The organism is Oleiphilus sp. HI0061, from assembly GCF_001635675.1.
Genome location: NZ_LWFE01001278.1, coordinates 1 through 25169, shown reverse-complemented (window position 1 = coordinate 25169; position 25169 = coordinate 1). Strand labels below are relative to the sequence as shown.

The following is a 25169-nucleotide window of genomic DNA, read 5'->3' as shown; positions in this document are numbered from 1 at the left end:
AGAGAATGAGCATTATCATTGGTGTTCCGGTTAGTCTCAGCATATTTTGAGCACTGGTTATCTTTCCCTTTCAAGTAATTAATGTATCTTTACGTAATAATTTTTTCGGCATAGAAAGCGGAAAAACTTAACGGAAACCTAAGGCAAATGGAAATATGGTTCTTGTAACAACAGCATCAATACTTCTTTTGAATCTGGTGCATCAATTTAAAGATATCGAACCTCAGCCGAATGGGATCGTGCATTATACTGTCGCCCTAAATGAGGGTGAATCGTTTGTTCGAGAAAGAGCTGTTGTCGAACCTTTATCTAGCGTTTTATACCGTAATATTGTTAGGCAGGCGTATGACTATAGCTGTGGATCTGCAGCATTAACGACTGTATTGCAGCATTATCTTGGGCGCAACTTTCAAGAACGCCAGGTGATGGAAGGTTTGCTTCACTACGGTGAAAATGAGCGAATCGTTGAGCGTCGAGGCTTTTCAATGCTGGATATGAAGCGTTTGGTAACCGCGCTGGGCTTTCCGGCTGGGGGCTTCAAGGCTGAGTTAAAGGATTTGATTGAGCTGGATCATCCAGCTATCGTGCCAATACATTACGCAGGCTTTAAGCATTTCGTGGTTGTTAAGACAATCAAGGATGGGCGTGTTTTTATTGCTGACCCTTCCAAAGGAAATATAACCTTTACTCTCGAACGCTTTAAAGAAAAGTGGGATCAAAATGTATTGTTCGTTATCTTTCCAGGGAATACAAAACCAATTGATGGGCTTGAGTTAAGAGAAGAAGACTTACGCTTTATTGATGATCAGACATTGTCTTTGCAGGCTTTTGATTATACTCCGGACTACAAAGATAATTTGCGGTATTTATTGAATAACGAGATAGAGCGCCGTAAAAACCAGACAGATGAGTTTGGGAATACTACTTTCGATAATGGTACGAAGTTTTTACATTATCGTCGAAACTAGTTTTTGAATAAGTATATGTCGTGTAAGAAATGTGAGCAGCATTGCTCGTATTAGGAAAGTGGTTAGTTGTTACTGCGTGTAAGAGTCACTGACACAAACTATAAAGATAGAAGGAATAGGTAATGAACTCTTGGGTCATTAGATGCGTGCTACTGGCATCAACCGTGCTGTTTGTTTCGGATATTAGTGCTGAAGAAAGTAATGTTGATAAGGCGCGAGATGCCTTAGCCAGACAGTCAGATGATGAGGACTCTACCAAGCAATTGGAAGAGGTTTTCCAGGCGGCTGAGAAAAACTATTCCTTGCTCAAAGCGGGTGGAAAGTCTTTAAGCTATTCTCTGGATTACTCTTATATCTCTGATTCGAGAATTGCCTTGGATGTTCAGAATGGCGTGGTTAGAAATCTGGACGTAAACCCCTCTGGAACACATTCCTTTACAAACTCCTTTAGCTTTGACTACGGAGTTCTGAATAACCTTACTCTAAATGCCCGGATACCTTTATCTTCACGCTACGATACTCAGAACTCACTATCTGCAACGGAGTGGGGGGATGTGAGTTTCGGTTTGCGTTGGCAGCCTTTTGCTTATGTACCAGGTAAGGCGACAGTCACCCTAAGTACTACCTTAAGTACTAAAACAGGTGTCAGTCCTTATGAAATTAACCCTAATGAGCGCTTGTCTACGGGTAGTGGTACTTACTCTGTTTCAACGGGTTTAAGTGTATCGAAGGTATTGGACCCAGTTGTATTGTTTGGCTCGCTGAGTTCCAGCTACTCCTTTGAGCAAAGTGGTTTGAACCAACCTCGAGGCGGGAATCTCCTCAAGACTGTTCACCAAGGGCAGAGCTATTCTTTCTCAGGGGGCTTTTCTTACTCTCTTTCTTATGACACCTCTTTAAGTATATCGACCCAGGTTGGTTATAGTACTGAAACTAAATTAACTTTCGTTGGTTCGGGGACGGCAGTTTCGCCTGACTCGGTGAGTGGTTCGATGAACTTCTCACTGGGTATTCGTGTTGACCCTAAGACGATTACAAACGTTAGCTTTGGCTTTGGGCTTACTGAAGATGCGTCTGACTTAAGTATGGGGATCTCTTATCCAATTAATATAGGTGCTTTCAACTGGTAATCATGTGTCAGGAGTAAGGTGATGACTGCTTTGCTCTCGAGCGCACTTGTTTAATCTTTAGAATAGTAATGGGAAAAGGAATTAATTGGTGAAATCATTGCATTGGAAAGTAAAGAAACTGCTGGTGGTCGTATTGATTGCTACGTTTGCTTTCCCTCCCCAAGTTGTAGCTCAGCTAGCGAACGGCATTACGATTGATACTAAGGCTCTTTCCTTGGGTAATGCGATGCAGGCTGACGTAAATCCTGGTGTTTCAGCGGTTTACCATAACCCCGCTCAGCTTACCCGACTCAAAGAGCGTCACTTTGAGGTTGATCAGTTATTAATTGGTTTGGATCTTGATGCCGTATTTACTGCCCCTGATGACTATCAGTTGTTTGGTTTAGATGGTACAGGCTTTAATACCTATGACCCTACCGTACCGAGAGACCCTGTAGTAGGAGGCGATGGTCGAGGTAAGAGCCATACTAACAGGCTTTCTTTATATCTACCTGGCTTTGGTTTGCAGCAATGGGTGTGGAATGGCCCAACGATACTACCTCCGCAGATTGGCTTTTCGGTAAACCCTCCTGGTTCAAAGTTTACTTTTGCAAATAAAAATTATATCCACTCCGCTTTAGCTTTGTACAAAGAGCTGGAAGACCCTGGTCGATTTTTGGGTAAAGAAGCAGCAATTCAGCGTTTTACTTACTTTTCTCCGGCTGTTGGGTACGAGATTAATGATGAATGGTCTGTTGGCATGGGCATTCAGTTTAGTCATCAAGGATTCTATATAGCGCAGCATAACCGTGCACCTAACTTGTTGATTGCGGTTGTTGAAATACTTCAGGATGCATTTGCTTGTGAGTTCGATAAGCCTATCGGTCAGCGTCGAGACCCTCTGCAGCCTTTCTTATCTATGTGCCAAGGAAATATTGGGCCATGGGACGATATCGGGCGTATCGATATGGATATGCAGCAAACCTTGTCGCCAACATATAATCTTGGTGTGTTGTGGGAGCCGACAGATTGGTTCTCGTGGGGAGCAACCTATTACAGCGAAGCAGATATGGAGCTTAAAGGTACGTTCTTCATGGACTATACCGATGAGTGGACAGCTTTCTGGAACGGTTTTAACGCGTCAATCATTGGTGCGATTACCGCTGCAATACTGGGCCTCCCAAGAGGTGTTCCCTATGAATCCGGGAATGTGAACCTCGACTTGAAAATCCCTCAGATGTTTAAGACGGGTATGAGAGTTCGCCTTACTCCTGATTATACCCTCAATGTGGATGCGACATGGACTGATTGGAGTCAGTGGGAAGAATGGACTTTTTACTTTGATAGAACTCTGGAAATGCTAACAACAGCTCGACTATTGTCGGGGTTGGTCACAGGTCGTTCTCTGACTTTGCCTATTGGCTTACGTGATACCTGGCACTTTGGTTTCGGTTTAACTAAGCATGTTAATTCTCGTCTGGATGTCAGGTTTGGGTTAGAGTTACGAACTTCACCAGCCGAGCGTGATGTTTTTGGTCCGCTTCCCGTTGGTGATATGAAAATGTGGGGTACCGGGTTTGGCTACAAGTGGGATAAACGAACCGATATCAGTGCAAGCATATTCTATATGCAGTCTGATGATTACATTCCTTCTAATACAAGTTGTAATTTGAACTGTACGAATTTGACTAACGTAATTTATAACCCCTATGCGGGCTTGAATGTGAAGTTTACATCTCGAGTATTTGGAATGGGTATTTCTTTTAACCGAAAATTCTAGGTCTATATGAAGCTGAACTATTCGAGATCGACTGTAGTATTGCTTGTAGCTTTGTGTGTCTTTTCTTTGGAAGCTCTTGCTGAACGCTATAGTGTTGAACAAGATAGCTTTGGTGGATATTCCGCAAAGAAGGTAGATGATGCTCAGCAAGCCGATGTGCCTGTCATCGACTCACAGCCAGAACCTGAAGAGCCTCAGCAGCAAGCAAAGTTAGAGCTGCCTCCTGAACCACCTGTTAGTCCAAAATCCCAGAACGTAACCGACAATGAATATCTTGGTGATGTTGGTGATTCCTTAAGTCCTTTTGAAAAAGAATATATTGAAACCGAAAGATTAGAGCGCTCTAAGGTTCTTGGCGCTATTCGTAGGGCGCCACCACTTAACGATTTCGATGCAACGCGCGTTAACTCTGAGGAATTTGTGGATGGTGATAAGCTATTAATCGACGGTGGGCGACCGAGTAGTGAAGGTTCTCGCTACTATACAGTAGTCGATGCTGATGGAACGGTTCGCAATATTGATTATGACGCTGATGCTGTCCAGGCTGCTCTCGAAAAAGAAAGAGAGAAAAAAATCGAATTTACGGAAGCAAGTGTTTTGGAGAAGTCCGCAGCCAGTGCCGACCTTCCTGAAAGCGCTGACCCTTTTGCCGCGGCTTTGTTTGCTAAAAACTTTACTTCTGATGACTACTTTGATGGTTTCTCAAGTACTTGCTGCCAAACACTACCAAATGTTGACTTTATCGAACTTGAATTAGGTAAAGCTCACTACTATGAAATGAACGAAGATCAGCTACCTTATCGGTTTTCAGGTGGCGATAGTCGTTTTTTGTTGTTGAGCTTACCGCAAACCAAAGAAAAGCAAGCTTTAAGCATAAGAAGCTTTGTACGGCGTCATAAACGTTTTGGCATTGATAATGGTGTATTCTTTCCTCAGTTAGTTACTTTGGATAGCGATAAGCAGCCACTGCGTATATTTACGGGCCCCTTATTAAAGTATCATTCTGAAACTTGGCTCGCTCATGGTTATTTAGAGGGCTTTTTTCAGCTTGACTCTACTAAGGATGGTGGTGAACGATTTCTATTGGTTAACACTACCAGAGATATTCTTGGGCAAACATCCAGTATTGAAAGTGACGAAGAGCTTATTTCTATTGAGCATATGGAAATAGGTACTCTGGAGCTAAAATTGTTAGTTGAAGATAATTAGCTAGTTTCTCCTTGCGGCTTTATTCTTAGGTAAGTTGCTAATTACATGAGTAAATATAAATAAAATCATTGATAGCGGTTGATCATTTTTCTGTATGGCGTATAATGCGCCGCATCTGGGCCAGTGTGATGAAATTGGTAGACATGAGGGATTCAAAATCCCTTGTCCTTCGGGACGTGGCGGTTCGAGTCCGCCCACTGGTACCAATCCTTTCTTAGTTATCAAAAGTCGATCTAACTTAACAAGTTTTCCCAAGTTAAAACAAATATTCAGCCTTTATTCTCCAAATACGGCCGCCAGGTAGGGTTTTATTTACTTAATAGAACAAACTGCTTTAGGTTGTGTTATATCTTAATTTAAGTGCTTAGGAGATCACAGTGCATATTTCTAGAATTATTCTTCTGCTTTTAATGTCACTCTCTCTTTTAGCCTGCTCAAGTAGTCCGTTCATGGATGACTACCTTAGCTCGATAGAGTCTAGGGAGTCGTATGTATTTTTTGAACACTCAGATTTTGGAATAAAGAGCAATCAGCAGGTGCCGCTAAGTCAAGAGTTCGATCGTTGTACTGAATCTGTAATGGGTGGGATTTCTTTAGGGCTAGGTGAACAAACTGTTTCCAATATATCCGTGCTTGAGCGAGTCAATCAGGATTATCATGCTTTTTTACTTGAACTCGTAATGTCGAAAGGTGCGGGTGATAATGGTGCTTTTAGCGCTTTATATAACAATACTATCACTACCCAATCGGAGAATGGGGAGCTTAAGCGACATGCCTTTGCTTATACAGAAGGGCTTGAGCAGCCACTAAAGAAATTAACCAGGCTTATCCTAAGACGTAATCAATGTTTGGCGCGCTCTGGATGGATTTATAAGAAAGTAGCGCCGTAGTCGGTATTACCTTTGGTTTTTTCAATATCCCCCAATAAATGTCCATATTTTTTGTAATAGAGCTTTATCCAAAAAGGTGATAGCACGGTAGTGTAGGCGATGACCATGATTAAGGCTGTATAGACCTCATTTGTAAAAATATTTGCAGAAGCACCTAGGCCTGCGAATATCAGGCCAACCTCGCCACGTGGCACCATGCTCATTCCTATGACGATACGTTTGGCTAGAGGTTCGCTAATAAGTAGGGCTCCGGCGAACTTTGTGCATATAGCCAAGACAAGTAATATTAAAGAAAACTCCCACAAGAATGATGAAGACCAATCGACCGAGCGTAGATCCATCGAAAGACCGACGGATACAAAGAATATTGGTGTGAATAGTTGAACGATGGGTTTTATCTGTACTTCCACTTTGTGAGAGAACTTGGGTGAACTATGTAGCGCTATGCCGAAAGGTAAAAAGAAGCGGAGCGATAAAGCTAGTCCGGCGGCAAAGCCTCCGAGTAATTCCGGGGCTCCAAATAAATGAGCGAGCCAGGCAAAGAACAATACTAATGCGACAATAGTGGTTGGAATTAATCCTGGGTCGTTAATTCTTTTATCTAATATTTGGATAATTCGAGAAAACAGCTTGGCGAGAATTGGAGCCAAGCAGAAAAATATCGCGACAAATAAGAAAACTCTACCGGCGCTCATAAGGTCGATATTGCCGTTGACTGAGAAGTCATAGAGTAGGGCAAGAAGTATTACGCCGAGAATATCATCGAGTACGGCGGCGCCCAATGTTACCTGTCCTTCGTCGCTTTGGTGTCGGTTAAGATCTGAAAGTGTTCGAATGGTGATGCCAATGCTGGTGGCGGTTAAGGTTCCGCCGATAAACAGTGATACAAGTAGTGATAGTTCAAAGTACCAGTAACTTGCCGCAAAGCCACCAAGAAAGGGCGCGATAAAGCCTCCTAGCGCCACGACAGTAGACTTTTGCCTGAGGATACAAGCTTCCCTAGGTCAGTCTCCAATCCTACGTCAAACAGCAATAGAATGACGCCAATTTCGCCCAGAAAAATATAATCTCGTTGACCTCTACCCATGCGAATAAGCTCGGGCCAATCAAAATGCCAGCGCAGAGTTCGCCAATAACACTCGGTGCGCCAAAATAGCGAGAAATATCGCCAAGCACCCTGGCGACAACAAGAATGATAAGGATGTCGAGTAAGACGTCAGCAATTTCCAAATGCGCACTCCCGGCTTTTTGGCTTTGAAGTCGGGCTGGTATTGAGTTTGGACGTGCTTAGTATGACTTGAGTTTGGGAAGAGGGGGTTGAGCTAGCTCAATTAGTGATGAGGTTTAAGGGCAAAAAAAACCTCCGGGTGTTAGGCCGGAGGCTTTTAGTTTCCTTACATTTTATTCGGCGTCGACTATCAGGTCACTATCCCCAACAGTGATTTCTTCACCGTCATTTAATACGAAAGATGCTGCTTGTGTAACAAACTCTGCAAAAGCAGGTGCCTCAGCAGAGGAAGCTGCCGCTGCAGGGGTCGTGTGTAGAGCACCACTGTCACTCTCAAAACGAATGAAGTTAATGCTTGCTTCATCAGTTGAGTCTCCAATGCTTACAGCACCGGAAGCAGTTTGCAGTGGACTTGTCCCTGCTAGAGGAGCCGCTGTACCTTCACCAAGCGAGATGCCGGCGTATGGGTTTGCGTTGCAGCCGATATTCGCTGGTTGTACAACGTCGACAGCGGGAGATGCATTATTTGGAATAAATACATCGCCAACCACTTCGCTAAATAAGGCTTTGGTTGTAGAAGTGGTGCTACTCAAGTTGCCTACAAAGTTAATTGGATCAAAAGAGTCAAATGACGCTTGAAGAACGTTAAGGAAGGTCTCAAGGTCTGCATCGCCTCTTTGTAAACCAGCAGCAGATTGCAATGCTAGCAGTATACCCGGCGCAAATACTGGGGAATTCTCTGCTAGTCGTGCAATGTTGCCACCTGGCGTTAAAAAGTTTGCAGACACAATGTTATCTTCAGTTCTACTGGTTTGGTTCGCGATTTCGACAAATGGAATGCCGTTAAAGGTACCTAAAGAGTGAGCAATAAAGTGAACATCGTCTCCGTTTAAGTCAAAGCCATCACCTTCTGGCCCGTTATCATCTATTCCATCGATATCCATGGTTGGAATAGACAGACGCAGAGTCATTAAGTCAGACATGTGCTGTCTAAAGTTATCACGGCTAGTTAGGAAGCTAAGTGGGTTAATCGTGAATGCACCAGAACCCGTGTTGGAGCAATCGATAGGGTCTGATGAGGAGCTGCCCACGGTGCCGTCAGCGAAATCCATCGGTACAACGTTGGTAACACCGCCGCCAAAGCCAAAGTGACGCTCATCGGCAGAACCTTGTCCTAGACCAGGGATCTGGCTAGCACCGTTTTCAATAGTATTCTGCATTAAGCCAAGACCTTGTGCCGCAAGCTGTAAGCTTTGGAGGCTTGAAGCTGCTGCTTCTAGGGCTGTAAGGTTTTGAACAGTCGCATCAAGCGTTGGATTTCCGCTTGCATCGCCTAATGCGGCCGTGATTGTGCCATTGATGGTTGCATCTTCAGTGCCGTCAATGCCATCGGTGATATCGATTAATGTACCGTTTAACTGAGCAGCTACGACATTGTAGGTAAGATCTCCGCTTAGTGCAGCAGAAATATAGCCAGCTTCGGTCCCGTCGATTCCGTCGGTGATATCAATCAGTGAGCCGTGCAATTGTCCGGTTACAACTGTTTCAGCGATGGTTCCCGCAAAAGTTTCAGTAATCAGGTCAGCTTCAGCGGCGCTAATACCGTCACTCGCATCAATAACTGTCGCTGAGTCTAATGATGTTGTCACGAATGTGGTGGCAAGAGTGCCATCAACTAAAGCTTGATTATTGGTATCGCCAGGAGCTAATGACTCTGGGAAACCAGCTAGCTGACCACCAGCAAGGAATTGTGCTGCGTATGCCAGGCGGCCTTCTTCAGAAATCGCATCAATACCATGAAGTGGTTGATCAATCGCGAGTACCGCAACGGTTCCACCGCTGTTCGCAACAATGGCGCTACCGAGTGCTAGGGCAACACTTCGATCAGTTGTAATACCATGCTGGTAAATAACAGTTTTATAACCATCTGCCGGCATATTCGAGTCATCTGCCGGGAAGATTGCTAATACCGGTATTTCTTCTGTAGAGTTCTTTGCTGGGAACGGAAACAAATGATTCACAACATTTGATGTCGTCGCTTGTGGCAGAGCTGCGCCAAGTGCCTCTAGGTTAAAAGCAGTATTTATTTGAGTGGCTAAGGTTGAATCTGCTTTCCACCATTCGCCTACAAGTCTCGCTTCGGTTCCATCGCTTACGCCTCGTGTATCAGGTACACCTGAATAGTAAGGAATCGTCAAGGAGCCTTCAGAAATGTTTACGGCACCTACTGGAGCGATTGCATCGGTAATAAATGCTGATACTGTTCTTAGGTCTCGCGGTGTGTCGAAAGCTACGCTATCATCGGCTGCGGGCTCAGGAAAAGACATTCCACCTGCTTTTGCTGCAGTGATCATACCGGTACCGGCGCATGCAAAGCGTGCATCGCCAGCAGGATAGGTATCACACCCTGCTAAAGCTGGATTGAAGCTCTCTGCGGTCCAGTTGCTGATTGCTGTATCAACAGCGCCTTTAATGGTTGCATAATCTTCTGCGCCGGCATCAACTGCCGCTTTTGCTGCGCCAGTTGTCACAAGAGTCTTAACCGTATTCGTTGCCCACTCGGTAGGGTCTACCATATAGTCGACAACTTTTGTGTCATTAGAAGTGGTAAAGCCACTTGTAAAAACAATGTTGTCTTCAGTTAATTGCTGATCATCTGGGCGTGCCGCATTGGTTAGGTTGCCTAAATAGCTCGCGGTAACCTTTTCCCAGAAATCAATTTGAGCTTGCACATCGTCAAGGAGAGGGTTGGCGGGTTCTCGATTTTCATCAGCGAGGGCAGCATAGTTGGCTATACCAGGGTGTTTGATCAAAGACTTTCCTTCGGTATCTTTGATTTCATCGGTCAGTGCAACAATGTAGCGCTTGTTAGGGTTTAAAGGCTCTAAAGGTTGGATTCGTATGTAACTTGTTTCTACTCGTTCGCCGCCAACGACTTTGTCTCGGGTAATGACTTCAGCGCTATACTTAGGTGAAGCCGCTATTCCTAGAAGTTCTCCTGCTGCCGATAAATCTCCACCACTGGCTTGTGCTGCTGTAATGGCGTCAGTAACTGTAGGGGATTCTTCGTTGACTAGTCCTTTAAGAGGGTCGCCACCAGCATATTCTAGTTCTAACAGAAATACGCTTTGGGCAGGGTTAGGAACAGGAGCGCCTCCAACATTAATAAAGCTTTCTGCGATAACCGTATCTGTGTTTATCGTATCTGTTATGTCGGACCCTGCTATGCCTTGGCCAATTTCGATATCGATTGGGGCTGTTAAGGATGCGCCACTAAGATACTCAAGTGCGACTTCAGGTGGTGTTTCTGTGCCTGCAGCAATTTTCTCGGCTAGACCAGGGATAGCATAGGAACCGTCGGGATCCGTTGTTTGTAGTAAAAGGTCATTTGGCTTAGGAAACTCTCCGGTAGCAGGGTTAAATACTGGGTAGAGGTTATTTTCGTTCTGCTCAATATTCGCCTGTTGCTCAGATGACGGAGGGGTCGTCTGTGAGTTTTCGTTATCTCTTTCTTTCGGGTTGTTTTCTGGATCAGTAGTGTCCAGACAGCCTGTTAATGATAATGCTGACGCAATCGCGACACTTAATAAGGTTTTTTTATACATGGATAAGACCTTTCCTAAACGTTGTCTCAAATAAGTAGTGGCTAGATGGTGGATGCTTGCTTGGTTTTATCTGTTTAAATTCAGCAACACACACCACCAGGCCTAAAAATTTTGACCTAGATTAAACGTAGACACGAAAAAGCAATTTGTCTAATTTTTTAGCGCAAAGAATTAGATGCACTTGCTTAGTAGCTGTAACGAATTTAACCGTCGTTTAAGCTTTGTAGGTGTGACTACAAACTCATCTTCAATCAGAGTACAATTCAGTACCCCAATAATTGATCGCTCAGAAGATGAGTGGGTGATCAGCCATGTATTAATTGATAAACACAACATGGGCCTGGCCAAAAGCTTAAGAGCCTCAGCAGTTTATTAATTAAAGAAAAACGTTAGAGAGTGACTATGACCACAATTCGTCAAGCAGATTTAATTGATAGCGTTGCAGATGCCCTGCAGTTTATCTCCTACTATCACCCAAAAGACTTTATTGATGCCGTCCATGAAGCGTATTTAAAAGAAGAGTCCCAAGCTGCTAAAGATGCAATGGCACAAATACTCATCAATTCACGTATGTGTGCAGAAGGTAAGCGACCAATTTGTCAGGATACCGGTATCGTGACTGTATTCGTTAAAGTCGGTATGGATGTGCAGTGGGATGCTGAATTAAGCCTGACTGATATGATAAATGAAGGTGTACGTCGTGCTTACACTCATCCAGATAACGTCTTACGTGCTTCAATCCTAGATGACCCTGCCGGCGCTCGTAAGAATACTAAAGACAATACACCTGCTGTGATCCACTATGAGATTGTCGAAGGCAACACTGTCGACGTCCAAGTTGCTGCAAAAGGCGGTGGTTCCGAGAATAAGTCAAAAATGGCGATGTTGAACCCTAGTGACAGTATTGTTGACTGGGTTCTGAAAACGGTTCCTACGATGGGCGCTGGCTGGTGCCCGCCAGGCATGTTGGGTATAGGCATCGGTGGTACAGCTGAAAAAGCTGCCGTGATGGCGAAAGAAGCTTTGATGGAGCCGATTGATATTCATGAGCTTCGTAAGCGTGGCCCTCAAAATCGTGTTGAAGAGTTACGTTTAGAGATTATGGATAAGGTCAACGACCTGGGTATCGGTGCTCAAGGCCTTGGTGGCTTAACAACGGTTATGGACGTAAAAATTAACGACTATCCAACGCATGCTGCATCATTGCCTGTCGTAATGATTCCAAACTGTGCTGCCACACGTCATGCTCACTTTGTGTTAGATGGCTCCGGCCCGGCATTGCAAACACCTCCAAGTCTTGAAGACTGGCCTGAGATTACTTGGGAAGCTGGCGACAGTGCTAAGCGCATTGATTTGAATAACGTGACTAAAGAAGACGTCGCCGACCTTAAGCCGGGCGATACGGTTTTGCTTTCAGGTAAAATGCTGACTGGCCGCGATGCAGCTCATAAGAAAATGACTGAGATGCTAGCCAATGGTGAAGAGCTGCCAGTAGATTTGAAAGGCCGCTTTATATACTACGTTGGGCCTGTTGATCCGGTTCGTGAGGAAGTTGTTGGCCCTGCTGGCCCGACTACGGCAACACGTATGGATAAATTTACACATACCATTCTTAAAGAAACTGGCCTGATGGGCATGATCGGTAAAGCCGAGCGTGGCCAGGTGGCGATTGATGCGATTAAAGAATACGGATCAGTATACTTGATGGCAGTGGGTGGCGCGGCTTACTTGGTGTCAAAAGCAATCAAGAATGCTGAAGTGGTTGCCTTCCCTGAACTAGGTATGGAAGCTATTTATGAATTTGATGTGGTTGACATGCCAGTATCAGTTGCCGTTGATAGTCAGGGTATTTCAGTTCACCAGACTGCGCCAAAAGAATGGCAGGCGAAGATCATTGCGGCAAAGTCTGAATAAGAGATAAGCTTGAATTATCTCAGACCTATCTATAATAAAGAGAGTCTTCGTGGCTCTCTTTTTTATTTTGAGCGCCTATGTCTGAATACAAATTAGTCCTTAAACGATTGTGGAAGCAGTAAAATATTATGGAACAAACCTATCGTCTTGTCGTTTCTTGCCCTGACCGTACTGGTATAGTCGCAAAAGTCAGTAACTTTCTGGCAACTTATAATGGTTGGATCACTGAAGCGAGTTACCATGCCGACCAGAAGAACGGCTGGTTTTTTATGCGCAATGAGATCAAGGCGAGTTCGATTCCTTTTGATCTGGAAAACTTCAAAACAGTGTTTGAACCCATTGCCAAAGAGTTTTCCATGTCATGGAGTATTAGCGATTCTAATACTAAGAAACGCGTCGTGTTGATGGCTTCAAAGGAATCCCATTGTTTAGCGGATCTACTACATCGCTGGCACAGCAATGAGCTGGATGCGGAAATTGTGGCAGTGATATCCAATCACGATGATTTACGCCGTATGGTTGAATGGCACGATATTCCTTATCACCATGTGCCGGTAGACCCACAAAACAAACAAGCTGCTTTCGACCAGGTTAGTAGCTTGGTGGATGAATACCAGACCGACTTGGTGGTACTTGCTCGCTATATGCAGATTTTACCTGCTGACCTGTGTGAGACATATGCAGGACGCGTGATCAATATTCATCATAGCTTCTTACCTTCATTTGCTGGGGCAAAGCCTTACCATCAAGCTTATGACAGAGGCGTGAAATTGATTGGTGCAACCTGTCACTATGTCACTCAAGATTTGGACGAAGGGCCTATTATCGACCAGGATGTGATTCGTATTAGTCACAGTAATACGATAGAAGATATGGTTCGCTTAGGTAAAGATGCCGAGAAGAATGTATTAGCACGAGGTTTGCGTTTGCACCTGGAAGAGAGGGTTATTATCCACGAAAATAAAACAGTGGTGTTTGGTTAAGGCAAGATTTGGGGGCAGAGTAAAAATAATAGTTTTTACTCTGACCCCAAAGTTTTAATCTCCGATAAAACCACCCGACTGTCGAGCCCAAAGTTGCGCATAAATACCGTTTTGGGCAAGTAGCTCTGTGTGGCTGCCTTGCTCGGCAATCTTGCCTTCGTCTAATACGATCAGTCTGTCTAGTGCGGCGATGGTAGATAAGCGATGAGCGATCGCAATGACTGTCTTGCGTTCCATTAAGGTATATAAACTTTGTTGAATCGCAGCTTCGACTTCCGAATCCAAAGCAGACGTGGCTTCATCCAGAACAAGTATTGGGGCGTTCTTCAATAAGACTCGGGCAATCGCAATACGCTGACGCTGACCGCCAGAAAGCTTCACGCCACGCTCGCCTACATGAGCGTCATAGCCCTGTCGTCCGTCCAGGTCACTTAGTTCTTGAATGAATTCGTGAGCATGGGCTTGTTTGGCTGCACGGATCAGATCATCGTCAGAGGCTTCGGGATTTCCATAAAGGATGTTATCGCGCACAGAGCGGTGAAGCAGGGAAGTATCTTGGGTCACCATGCCGATATGCTCGCGCAGGCTCTCTTGTTTAATGTCAGCAATAGCTTGCCCGTCAATTCTGATGTTGCCCGAAGAAAGGTCGTAGAATCTAAGTAAGAGGTTTACCAGAGTTGACTTTCCAGCACCTGAGCGGCCAACCAGACCAATTTTTTCGCCAGCTTTTATATGCAAATCAAGCTCGCTGATAACCGGACGGCCAGATTCGTATTCAAACGAAATCCTCTGAAAATCAATATTACCATCGCTTAGTTCAAGCGCTTTGGCATTGTCTGAGTCAAGCACGGCTCGTTCTTTTGAAAGTGTGCTGATACCGTCTTGTACTGAACCGATATTCTCGAACAGGCTGGACACTTCCCACATAATCCATTGGGACATGCCATTGAGCCTGAGTGCTAGCGCAATCGCAACAGCTATGGCTCCAGTCGAAATGGTTTCGTTTATCCAAAGCCAGATTGAAAGAGATGAGATCGAGAATAACAGGAGGGAATTCAATACCCATACTGTCACATTGAGCCGGGTGACCAAGCGCATTTGAGGGTGAACGGTTTCAAGGAAGTCGCCCATTGTTCGTTTTGCATACTCTGCTTCACGCTGGCTATGAGAGAAGAGTTTCACTGTTTCAATGTTGGTGTAGCTGTCTACCACAGCTCCGACCATGCTGGAGCGCGCATCTGCCTGACGAGTAGAAATATCACGAAGTTTAGGGATGAAGTAATAAAGGCTGGAGCCATAGCAAAGTAGCCAAATTAAAAGAGGAATGCTTAATCTGGCATCACTCGCTGTGACGACGCTAGTCATACCTATGAAATAAATACTGACGTAGAGCAGTACATCGAGCAGCTTCATTACGGTTTCGCGAACCGAAAGCGCAGTCTGCATCACTTTGGTTGCTATGCGGCCAGCGAACTCATCTTGGTAAAAAGAAAAGCTTTGACCAAGCAAGTACCGATGAGCTAACCATCTAATTCGCATTGGATAGTTGCCCAACAAGGCTTGGTGAATAACGGTTGAGTGAAGCAAAACAGTAAGAGGAATGACGAAAAGAATCACTGCACCTAGAGCAATAAGGGTATTCCCTTCATCTTGCCAAAGTGTTTGAGGTGTTTTGTTCGACAGCCAGTCTACCAGCTGTCCGAGGAAACCAAACAGCGTAACTTCCATGATGGAAATTAAGGCAGTGAGCCCGCCCATGATAAAAAGTAAGGGGAATATTCCTTGTGTATAGTACACACAAAAGTCGAATAAACCCTTCGGTGGTTGTTCCGGATGCTCGGGAGGAAACGGCTCTACCAGCTTTTCAAAAAACTTATACATAAATAGTGGTGTTGGATCGGTATATTTGTATATGAAAACCAATAACTTACTTTAATATTGAGGCCATTTCTTTTATCGAGGTACGGGTGAAAGCCTGAAAGTCGTTATCGAGTATGTGTCTGTGATAATGTCTGCTAATCTTAAAAATAGAACAATGTATCAATGTAAGTTTCACAGCCTCAAGTATACCGCTTTTTTCGAGATATGGCTTTGTATCAATGAAGAATGGAGTTCAATAGACAATGAGTGATCAAACTAGCGAGAGCCAATGCATCGACATGGACAAGCTAACAGAAACTTTTATGAACAATATGGATATTGTTAAGCAGGTATTGTCCTCTTTCAAAGGTAGCTTTGTGACGTTTGAAGAAGAGTTTCTAAATGCTCAGCAGCAGGGCGATACAGAGTTAATGTCACGCCTTGCTCACGGCTTGAAAGGCAGTGCCGGGAATATCAGAGCGTCATCTCTATCGGCGAAGGCTGCTGATCTTCAGCATAAAATAGATCTAGGTGAAGCTCCGGGTTTACTTGCGGAAGAGGTAATCTCTGGCTTAGCTGCTTTGATTTGTGAGATTGATGCTGTCACGACAGGGTAGGTCATTTTGAAAAACTTGCTAGATCAATGGAAGGACGCTGAAGCCTGGCTTTTAGCCTCACCAAAGCCCTCAATGAATCCCCTTATGTCTTTGCTTCGGGACGCCCTTCGAATTCTTTATGTTGTGATCCGTGATATCGCTACCGGGCAAATAACGCTTCACGCAATGAGTCTTGTTTATACGACGATTCTTTCGATTGTCCCTATGCTGGCCTTGAGCTTTTCAGTTTTGAAAGCTTTCAATGTACAAGACCGTTTTACCCCGATGCTCTATAGCTTCCTTGAACCGATGGGGGCTAAAGGCATCGAAATACATAATAGTGTTTTGTCCTTCGTCGATAATATGAAGGTTGGTGTACTGGGCTTTCTTGGTTTTATTATATTGTTCTATACGGTTATCTCCCTAATCCAGAAGATAGAAAAGGCATTTAATACGATTTGGTTCGCACCGGAATTGCGTTCCTTGGGGCAGCGTTTCAGTAACTACCTGATCGTTGTGCTGGTTGGTCCAGTCTTGGTGGTTGCTGCTATTAGTCTAACCGCGTCAACAATGAATTCCAGCCTGGTTCAAAGTATCGCTTCAATTGAACCCTTTGGCACGGTGATCTTAATGATGACCAAACTGATGCCTTTCTTTATGATTATTCTGACATTTACCATGTTTTATATTCTAATGCCAAATACTCGAGTTAACTTTAAAAGTGCTTTGGTGGGCGGTGTCGTGGGTGGAAGTGCGTGGCAGGCTTCAAGCATTCTCTTTACGGCCTTCGTCGTAAATTCGTCTAAGTACGATGCGATCTATTCCGGTTTTGCCGTCGGTATTTTGTTACTGATTTGGTTGTACGTAAACTGGCTAATTTTACTGCTAGGGTCGAGTATTGCGTTTTATCACCAACATGAAAGCCATATCACAAAGGAGCAGGAGTTAGATCCTTCTCCGGAGGTCAGCGAAAAAGTTGGGCTCGATATTATGGTGAATATTGCACGTAGGTTTGAGTCAACAGAAAGTCCGGTTCTTCAAGTAGATATCGAACATCTACATACGATCCCAGCGGTTGCGAGCCGAAAAATTATCGATAAGTTGATTGCAGGCGGCCTACTTATTGTTGCGGGTGAAAAGGCCGATATGTTAGTGCCAGGCCATTCCACAGATCAGATTAGTGTAGCTCAAATATTACGGGCTTTGAGAGGGCATGAAAGTATGTGGAAATATAAGCATATCAAGCTTTCACCAGAAGTTAGCGACATCGCAGACAAACTTCATCAAGACATCAATAAAAGTTTCGATAATGTTTTGTTACGAGACTTAATCAAGGCGAAACAAATCAATAGTTGAATGAAGCCTTGTTTGAACTATCTTTAGGGCTAGCGTGCGAAAGCGACAAAAGCAAAAGAGAAAATTGGGGTGTTTAACTTGCCGGGTTGTTCCGTCTAATAATAACAGGTATGACAGACGAGTAGAAAGCGGTTAAATCGGATAGGTTGTGTGAATAGCGAAGGATAATGAGCATGAAGCAGAAGAGCATACAAAAAAGTAAACTGGTTAAAGGTATCGCACTTGCGGTCTTATTTGGTGGTGCAGTCAATGCAGTTGCAGGATATCAAGGGCATCAGCCGGGGGCGATTCTAACCTTAGGTAAAACTACTAATCCTAATTCATTATTAGCGTTGGGGAATAATCCTGCTTCGGGAGAGTTGTTGGTTGGCGATGAAGAAAGCCTTCGCTTAGGCTACTTTAGCTCACTAGGCTTTGGTTTAGAGTTAGGCGACTTAAATAACGTTGAAGATGATATTGAAGAGCTTGAGGAAATTCTGGATAGCGAGAATCTAACACTTGATCAAGCTTTGGACGCAAAAGATAAATTTGACGCCTTGCTACCCGTTTTAGGCGAGAAAATGAATATTGCCTGGAACCTAGGGTTTGAGGCACCTTTAGCTCCAATTGCTGTTCGCAGTGATTTTCTTGGTGGTGTTGTTGGTCTAAATGTTAGTGCGGGTTTGCTAACAGATATTATCTTTTTAGATGCGCCGATGGAAATACAGAATTCAGGTAGCGACGTGAGTTTATCGACCGATAGCTCTTTATACGTAAAAGCTGCAGGTCTTGTAACGGGTACCGTCGGCTATAGCCGAGAAGTATGGCAACCACCGGTGTTGGATTCAAAGCTGTATGGTGGCGTCAATGTAAACGTTTATCATGCGGTCTTGAATAAACAGGTTGTTTCGTTTGAAGGTGTTGCAGACGATTCAGATGATGACATCATGGATGTCGTTATGGATGAGTTTGAAGAAAATAACGCGACGGTTACCGCGGTAGGTGTTGATGTCGGAGCAATATGGACCTTTCCAAACGGGCAGGTAGGTTTGACCATTGCCAATATTAATGAGCCTGAGCTTGAGTATGGCGAAATTGGCGTTAATTGTGGCTCTTTGAGCGGCTTACGTCAGAAAAACTGTTTGGCTGCTCAGGCATTTTCGGATGAGATTTCTCTGAAAGAAACCGCCGTCTTAAATGCTCAAACTACTATTGAAGGTGCTTTTTTTACAGAAGACCGTCAGTTTTTAATTTCAGGTGCATATGATGTTAATTCTGCCTTTAGTCTAGTTGGACGTGAAAGTCAGATATTAAGTGGCTCAGTAAGCTATTTCCCGAACAGTTACATTATTCCGACACTTAGACTTGGTGCTGCCAAGAACCTGGTTGGGAGTGAGCTAACAACATTAGGGGTAGGTACCACTTTATTTGGAATGGTTAACCTAGATCTATCAGGTAGCTTGGATACGATCGAGCATGACGGTCAAGAAGTTCCTCGTTATATTGGCTTTAACATTGGTATTGAAGAAAAATTTTAGGAGAGTGAAAGATGGGAATTAAAAACGAACATAGTTATCTAAGCGCAAGTAAGGGATTTAAGATTGCGGCACTCTCTGCGGCGGTAGCAATTGCCTCTGGTTGTAGTAGTCCTGACCACCCTGATAATGGTTCACCTGTAGAAAGAACGTCAATATCTGGGGTAGCAATTGATGGGTACCTAGCTGGTGCAACTGTTTATGCTGATATCAATGAAGATGGGCGACAAAATGCTGGTGAGCCTTCAGCTACGACAGATAGTGAAGGGTTCTTTACTACATCGAGTGACGGTACAACTAACTATTGTGAATCAGCTGCGACAGAAAAATATTGCTTGCAGCTAAAAGGTGATGTTCCAGACGAAGTGGTGCTTAGAACCTATGGCGGGTTTGACATCTTTACGGGCGAACCTTTCATTGGTGAACTATCTGCACGCGTTTCACCTGAAGTTGATGGGAAAATTCCTGATCAGATGATTACGCCTTTAAGCTCTGTGATGGTTGAAGGGGGGAGTGCGACCCTAGGGAATTTGATTTCTGATCCGAGTTTACTTGATGACGACTTCTTATCAGGCTCTGACTTTAACTCCGAGGCTGCAAATAAAGCCTATTTATTACATAAGATTGCAGTCATCTTTGCAGATGTTTTTGAGGAAAAGTATGACGTATTTGGTGAAGAAAGCTTCTTTCCAGATAGCTCTTCAACCTTTATATATGAGCAATTCGCTGACCAATTAGCGGGTAGTTCTGCAATTGATTCAACGATGATTGCTTCGGTATTTGATGCGGTTAATCAGCAAATTATTGACACTTATAATGACAATGAAGACGATGATTCAATTTCTAACCAAATAAGCGGTGCAGAAAGAACGGCAGCTTTAACCGATGTGGCGGATATTCTTGGCTTGGTTAATGCTGCGATCCCCTCAAGTCCGAGTGACCCAGATGCGGTCGATGCTGATAGTATTCGCGCTAGAATGATCGGTGTTGAAATGGTCGTGACTCAGATGATCAATGATGAGGATTCGGCTCTAATCGACGATGCTATTGATGAAGCGCTGGATGTTGGTGGTCCGCTATATGATGCAATTGGCGACGGGACAGACGTAGATTTTAGCACCTTAGTGGGTGTCGACTTCTCTGCTGGTACAATTGACTATGATGGTGTCAGTGTCACGGGCGGCGTGACGTTTGGCGACTTAGCAGGCAAGGAATTGTTTGTTGAATACAGTGATGACGAAGATAATGTTGAAGGTGCTGCGCTCATTTTGTTTGAAGAAGATGAGAACTTAACCGGTACTGGTGAGTTGAAGCTGTGTATTCGCTATTCTGAAGACGGCGCCTTTGACGGCCAGTTTTCGGATGAAGGTAATGACGGTAGTTTAGAAACGGATGGTGCATTATTCGATGCGGGAGAATGGACCGCTATTGATGATCGTCGTCTTATCCTTAATGTATTAGGTGGTTTTGACTTTACATTGATTAGTCGTGGTCAAGATAGTAGCCGAAACATTTTTAGCCTGTCCTATACCGGAGAGTCACGTACATGGGATACGGACCAGTCGTTAGAGGATATAGCGGTTGATGGTGATTCTGCTCAGATGAATTCTCACGAAGACTGTCAAGCTCGATTAAATAACTTATCGAATGATTTGTCTTAGTCCTGAATAGGCTCTAAGAGACTTAGTTCGGTTTAAGTATTTGAGCTGAACTGAAGGGAAAAGAAAAGCCCGGCCCTAATGATGGGGCCGGACTTTTTTATGCAATTAAAATATCCAATACTTTCTATTTAGCGGCTCGCTTATCTTTAAACTCTTCAATAAGCGAAATTAAAGCTGGAATAACAAACAAGATAAGAATCGTCGCATATGCCAGGCCAAATGAAATACTGACAGCCATAGGGATCAGGAACTGAGCTTGAAGTGAGGTTTCAAACAGAAGCGGTAATAAGCCAGCAACAGTCGTCAAAGAGGTCAGCATAACCGCTCTGAGTCGCAGGCATGAAGCATCGACAATAGCCTGTTTGGCGGGCTGGCCTTGTTCTCGTAACTCTCGATAGAAGGTGACCAATATTATCGCATCATTGATAACGATGCCTGATAGGCCAAAAAAGCCAAACCAAGAGAGCATGGTTAGGTCAATGCCTAGCAGCCAGTGACCCAGTATCGCACCCGATATTCCAAGAGGGATCGCAAGCAATACTGCGACAGGCCAAGAGTAGGAACCAAATACCCACGCCAGGATAATATAGATTAAGGTAAAGCCTATGGCTGCGCCTAGCATCATATCTTTGCCGGTCTGGGCTTGTTCTTCAGCCCTGCCTTTCAAGTCTATTTTAATACCGTACTCGATGGACAGATTAGGTAAAAACTCTTCTTGTAGCTCGGCGATTATCTGGTTGGCATTATTTAAGTCGGGGTTAACGCTGGCGGTGACGTGCAGACCAAGCTTACCTTCAGTATGCCTAACCAGTTCTAAGCCTTTTCTATGGGTCAAGGTGACGACATTGCTTAGCTGAGCAATATCACCAGAGGGTGTAACGAGAGGGAAGTTGTCGAGAATACGAGAGTAGTTGCGCTCTTCATCGGGAAGAATAATCCGAACCTCGATCTCTTCATTCTCGTCATAGAATACTTGTAAAAGCTGGCCGTCGAAGGCCGCTCGTAATTGTCTGCCAACATCCGAGACGGTGAAGCCAAGCGCTTCTCCCAGAGGCGTAAGTGAGTAGATAAATTGGTTTTTACCAAAGGGTAGGTCGTCTTGGATATCACGCACGCCGACATAGGTTTTTAGCTTGGTCGCCAGGTCCTCACCCGCTTGTTTGAGTACCGAAGTCGCTTGCCCAGTGAGGAATATATCGACGTCTTTACCCGGTGGACCACCTCGTGGGCTAGATATGCTCAGCTGCTCTACGCCATCGGGTTGGTCGATGAAATCGTTCCAGGCTTCAATAAATTCGGGGTTTCTTATATCGCGAGCGTCTGGTGTTAAAAGTTCTACGTGAACGGAAGCATATTGTTCACCCGTGGAGTAGTTCTGGCCACCATCGAAGCTGGCCTGGTTAATCCTAAGAACACTATGAACGACCAGGCTATCAGCATCGCCCATGCGTTGTTCCTTGGCGAATTTTGCATCGGCTTGTTGCAAGGCTTGCTCCATGTGAAGGCCGAACTCGCGTACTTTTTCAGGCGGTGTTCCTGAAGCAAACTTAACGTTGCCAAGTAATATATGGCTTTCAGGTTGGGGGAAGAAGTCTGACTTGACCCGGCCCGAGGCAATCAGAGTGATACTGACAGCCAGGATCGCGACGGATAGACAAAGAATAACGCCTCGATTCTCGATCGATTTTTCGGATAAAGGGCGGAAGAAATTATCCCGAAAGCGATTAAAACCTTGATCGATTTTTTCCCGATATGAACCCGCTGCATTGGCTTTAAAGGAGCGCTTAAAGGAATGATTTAAATGACCTGGTAAGACGAGAAAGCACTCAATTACAGAGGCGATAATGACACAGATAATTACTAGTGGAATGTCGAACAGAATGTTGCCGATAATGCCGCTAATGAGCATCAATGGCAGGAAGGCAGAAACGGTTGTCAACGAAGAAGATAAGACTGGCACGAACATCCTGCGAGCACCGCCTTCAGCAGCACGTAGAGGGTTTTCACCTTTGCTATAGTGAGTGAGGGCATCTTCGCCTACAACAATTGCATCATCGACAATGATGCCCAGCGCCATGATTAGCGCGAACATGCTGACCATGTTGATACTGCCGCCAACGAGGTAGAGTATTGCAAGTGTGCCCATAAATGATATTGGGATACCGACAGCAACCCAAAAGGCCACACGACCATTGAGGAATATGAATAGGATGCTGACCACTAGAATCAAGCCGCCTAGGCCGTTTTTGATTAGCAGGTTAATACGGTCCTCAATTAGTACGTAGGCTTCATTATAAGCGTGTAACTGAACAGTTTGAGGGAGTAGGGGCTTTGTGTCAGCCAACCAATTATTAAGAGTCTCAGCTGCTTTCAAGGTGTCGGAAGACTGGGTGCGAAGAACTCGTAACAAAACAGCAGGCCTGTTTTGATAAAAGACCTCTATTTGATTGTCTTTATTACGTTGTTGCACCACCGCGATGTCTTCGAGCTTAATGGGTTCGGCAGAACTTCCGCTTAGTATGGCCAGCTGTTCAAAGCCACTTTCACTTCTTCGCTGTTCAATGCTTCTAAGTTCTTTGGCTGCTTCACTTTTTCCGCTGGTACCTGCTGGGATATCCTGACTGGCATTGAGTATTTGCTGGCCGAGTTGGGGAAGTGACATTTTTAATGCGCTGATCTGTTTGCTATCAACCTGAATGGCTATCTCTTGAGATGGCAGGCCAATAAACTCGACTTTTGCAACGCCTCTGTCTAGTAGTTCTCTTTCATACTGGTAGGCAAGTGGGCGTAGTTCTTCTAATGTGCCATCCGAAGAAAGAATGATGGTTGCAACGTCCTCATTTAACGAAACTTTTGATACTTCGGGCGTTTCAGAATCAGAGGGAAGGTTTCTTACCAGGTCAACGTATTCTTTAACTTGGTCGAGGGCCAAGCCCATATCACTGCCTTCATCATATTCCAGGACGATGACGCCAGCGCTTTGATAAGACGTCGAACGCATTTCTTTCACGTAATCTAGATTGCGCAACTGCTGTTCTAGCGGTGTGACAATCGACTTGGCCACATCTTCTGCACTGGCACCTGGCCAGGTAACGCGGACGATAACGTAGTCGGGTTCGAAGTTTGGTAAGAACTGAGTGTTAAGTTTGATTAGTGATACCGCACCTGCAAGCAGCATAATCAGCATGAGCAGGTTGGCTGCTACTTTATGTTGAGCAAAGCGGCCAATTAAATCTGAGCGGTGATCACCTGGGTTTTGTTCGTGATTTACAATGCTCATTCTTAGCTACGCTCTTTAACTTTTAGACCGGAAATTGCATTGGGGAGCTGGGTTGTTGTGACCTTATCGCCATCGCCTAGATGCTTACTACGAATAATGACTCTGTCTTGAAGAGTCTCTTCATTTGCAGAATTCGTGCTAAGACTTAAAAGCTGTTTTCCTAATACTTCAATATTTAGCGATTGAAGCCGTCCCTCCTCAATACGATAAATTCGATTTGTTCCATAGATTGCCGACACGGGTAGAGTGAATACGTTTGTTAGTGCTGGCATATCAATGCGTAATCGTAATGCTTTGTTTAGAATCAAGTTATGCTCTTCGCTAGCAGGTCTAAATAGAGCATCGACACCGCCATTGCTGAGACTTGCCTGGCCAGATAAGCGCAGAAGTTGTAATGGTATTTCTGATTGATGGCTAAGTGCCGTGGCTTGGATGTTGATACCCTGTTGCAGTGCATCACTAATAAGTGCCAGATATTTGTCGGGTACTTGAGCGCGGAGCTCCATATTCTTTCGGTCGTAGAGAGAAACCAGTGCTTGTCCCATTTGTATTCGCTCACCCGGAGCGACCTTAACACTTGTGACAATACCGTCAAAAGGGGCTCTGATCTGAGCGCGCTCAGCATCGATTTCTGCGTCTTTCAGCAAGGTGAGGGCTCGTACTTTTTTAGCTTGAAGCTGCTTTAAACGATTAGGGTGGTCGGCAATATTTAGCTTTCGGGCATTGACGGATAAAGCTTGCTGAGCACGGCTAGACTCGGCACTATCGTAGCGTTCCTGTGCGACCAGGTTAGAAGCTTTTAGTTTTGCCTGACGGGCCAGTGCTTGCTCGGCAATTTCTAGTAATCGTTTTTCTTCAACCAGAGAATCCTGATCGGTTTTAAAGCGTAGCTTCTCTGCATCGATTAGAGCATCTAGCTCATTAATATCAGCTTGCCGCTGTGCCAGGGTAAGTTCGATTTCGCGAGCATCGAGTTGGACCAGTAGGTCGCCCATTTTTACGCTAATTCCTTCTCGCACTGGAACTTGCATTACGTCGGCAGTGATCGCAGCGCTTAATGTTGAGTCGAAAGGCGATTCAACCCGTGCCAATAGTTCGACTTGAGGCTGCGCCTGGGTTTCCTTAAGTATGATGCTTGATACTAGCCATTCCTTTTCTTTGGTTTCTTTTTTGGGTGGTTTGGGCTTAGAAACGACGAGCGCAAAAATGATCAAGG

17 protein-coding genes and 1 tRNA gene are annotated in these 25169 nt (G+C 44.6%); 12 read left to right on the top strand and 6 right to left on the bottom strand.

Translation table 11 applies throughout. The annotated features are described in order from the left end of the window. The first annotated feature begins 155 nt into the window (after window positions 1-155). The 6 genes from A3735_RS20145 (at window position 156) to A3735_RS20120 (ending at window position 5956) form a co-directional block, all read left to right on the top strand. Complete coding sequence (locus A3735_RS20145) at window positions 156-968, top strand: C39 family peptidase (RefSeq protein WP_068514855.1); 813 nt, start codon at window positions 156-158, stop codon at window positions 966-968. A gap of 122 nt (window positions 969-1090) precedes the next feature. After that, window positions 1091-2098 (top strand): flagellar protein FilC, encoded by a 1008-nt coding sequence (locus tag A3735_RS20140; RefSeq protein ID WP_068508299.1) that lies wholly within the window; start codon window positions 1091-1093, stop codon window positions 2096-2098. Between the two features lie 88 nt (window positions 2099-2186). Then, on the top strand, window positions 2187-3857 hold the full coding sequence (locus A3735_RS20135) for an outer membrane protein transport protein (RefSeq protein ID WP_197469948.1): 1671 nt from the start codon (window positions 2187-2189) through the stop codon (window positions 3855-3857). Between the two features lie 6 nt (window positions 3858-3863). Further along, complete coding sequence (locus A3735_RS20130) at window positions 3864-5066, top strand: MalM family protein (protein WP_068514858.1); 1203 nt, start codon at window positions 3864-3866, stop codon at window positions 5064-5066. Between the two features lie 119 nt (window positions 5067-5185). After that, a tRNA-Leu gene (locus A3735_RS20125) sits at window positions 5186-5272 on the top strand. A gap of 171 nt (window positions 5273-5443) precedes the next feature. Then, the gene (locus A3735_RS20120) at window positions 5444-5956 is read left to right on the top strand and encodes a hypothetical protein (RefSeq protein ID WP_156490751.1); all 513 of its coding nucleotides are present in this window, start codon (window positions 5444-5446) and stop codon (window positions 5954-5956) included. Here the strand turns inward: A3735_RS20120 and A3735_RS20115 are convergent. The 3 genes from A3735_RS20115 to A3735_RS20105 all read right to left on the bottom strand — a co-directional run bounded on the left by A3735_RS20115 (window position 5935) and on the right by A3735_RS20105 (window position 10789). Then, window positions 5935-6945 carry a cation:proton antiporter gene (locus tag A3735_RS20115; protein ID WP_255375184.1) on the bottom strand — a complete coding sequence of 337 codons (1011 nt, stop codon included), beginning with the start codon at window positions 6943-6945 and terminating at the stop codon, window positions 5935-5937. The genes A3735_RS20120 and A3735_RS20115 overlap by 22 nt on opposite strands. Before the next feature lie 28 nt (window positions 6946-6973). Next, window positions 6974-7186 carry a hypothetical protein gene (locus A3735_RS31185; RefSeq protein WP_068514868.1) on the bottom strand — a complete coding sequence of 71 codons (213 nt, stop codon included), beginning with the start codon at window positions 7184-7186 and terminating at the stop codon, window positions 6974-6976. A 171-nt stretch (window positions 7187-7357) separates the two neighbouring features. Further along, on the bottom strand, window positions 7358-10789 hold the full coding sequence (locus A3735_RS20105) for a hypothetical protein (RefSeq protein WP_068514872.1): 3432 nt from the start codon (window positions 10787-10789) through the stop codon (window positions 7358-7360). A 402-nt stretch (window positions 10790-11191) separates the two neighbouring features. Between A3735_RS20105 and A3735_RS20095 the strand changes: the two genes are divergently transcribed. Together A3735_RS20095 and purU are read left to right on the top strand one after the other, a co-directional pair. Then, the gene (locus tag A3735_RS20095; RefSeq protein ID WP_068514878.1) at window positions 11192-12703 is read left to right on the top strand and encodes a fumarate hydratase; all 1512 of its coding nucleotides are present in this window, start codon (window positions 11192-11194) and stop codon (window positions 12701-12703) included. 128 nt (window positions 12704-12831) lie between these two features. Continuing rightward, window positions 12832-13686, top strand: coding sequence for a formyltetrahydrofolate deformylase (purU, locus tag A3735_RS20090; protein ID WP_068514882.1), 855 nt, complete (start codon window positions 12832-12834; stop codon window positions 13684-13686). Between the two features lie 54 nt (window positions 13687-13740). On the opposite strand, the gene A3735_RS20085 is transcribed toward purU, so the two are convergent. After that, window positions 13741-15567, bottom strand: coding sequence for an ABC transporter ATP-binding protein (locus A3735_RS20085; RefSeq protein ID WP_068514884.1), 1827 nt, complete (start codon window positions 15565-15567; stop codon window positions 13741-13743). Between the two features lie 242 nt (window positions 15568-15809). Here A3735_RS20085 and A3735_RS20080 point away from each other — a divergent pair, with 242 nt between their 5' ends. From A3735_RS20080 to A3735_RS20065, 4 genes are all read left to right on the top strand, one after another. Beyond that, complete coding sequence (locus tag A3735_RS20080) at window positions 15810-16163, top strand: Hpt domain-containing protein (RefSeq protein ID WP_068508113.1); 354 nt, start codon at window positions 15810-15812, stop codon at window positions 16161-16163. Between the two features lie 6 nt (window positions 16164-16169). After that, entirely contained in the window at window positions 16170-17498 is a 1329-nt protein-coding gene (locus A3735_RS20075) for a YihY/virulence factor BrkB family protein (protein WP_156495270.1), read from the top strand. Window positions 17499-17671: 173 nt separating this feature from the next. Beyond that, a complete protein-coding gene (traF, locus tag A3735_RS20070) occupies window positions 17672-19015 on the top strand; it encodes a conjugal transfer protein TraF (protein WP_068514887.1) in 1344 nt (447 codons plus the stop codon). Between the two features lie 11 nt (window positions 19016-19026). Next, window positions 19027-20673: a hypothetical protein gene (locus tag A3735_RS20065; RefSeq protein ID WP_068514890.1), complete on the top strand. Its 1647-nt coding sequence runs from the start codon at window positions 19027-19029 to the stop codon at window positions 20671-20673. Between the two features lie 124 nt (window positions 20674-20797). Here the strand turns inward: A3735_RS20065 and A3735_RS20060 are convergent, their stop codons facing one another. Both A3735_RS20060 and A3735_RS20055 read right to left on the bottom strand, forming a co-directional pair. Beyond that, window positions 20798-23953 carry an efflux RND transporter permease subunit gene (locus tag A3735_RS20060; protein ID WP_068514892.1) on the bottom strand — a complete coding sequence of 1052 codons (3156 nt, stop codon included), beginning with the start codon at window positions 23951-23953 and terminating at the stop codon, window positions 20798-20800. 2 nt (window positions 23954-23955) lie between these two features. Beyond that, a partial coding sequence (locus tag A3735_RS20055) for an efflux RND transporter periplasmic adaptor subunit (RefSeq protein WP_068638528.1) occupies window positions 23956-25169 on the bottom strand: 1214 nt, incomplete at its 5' end.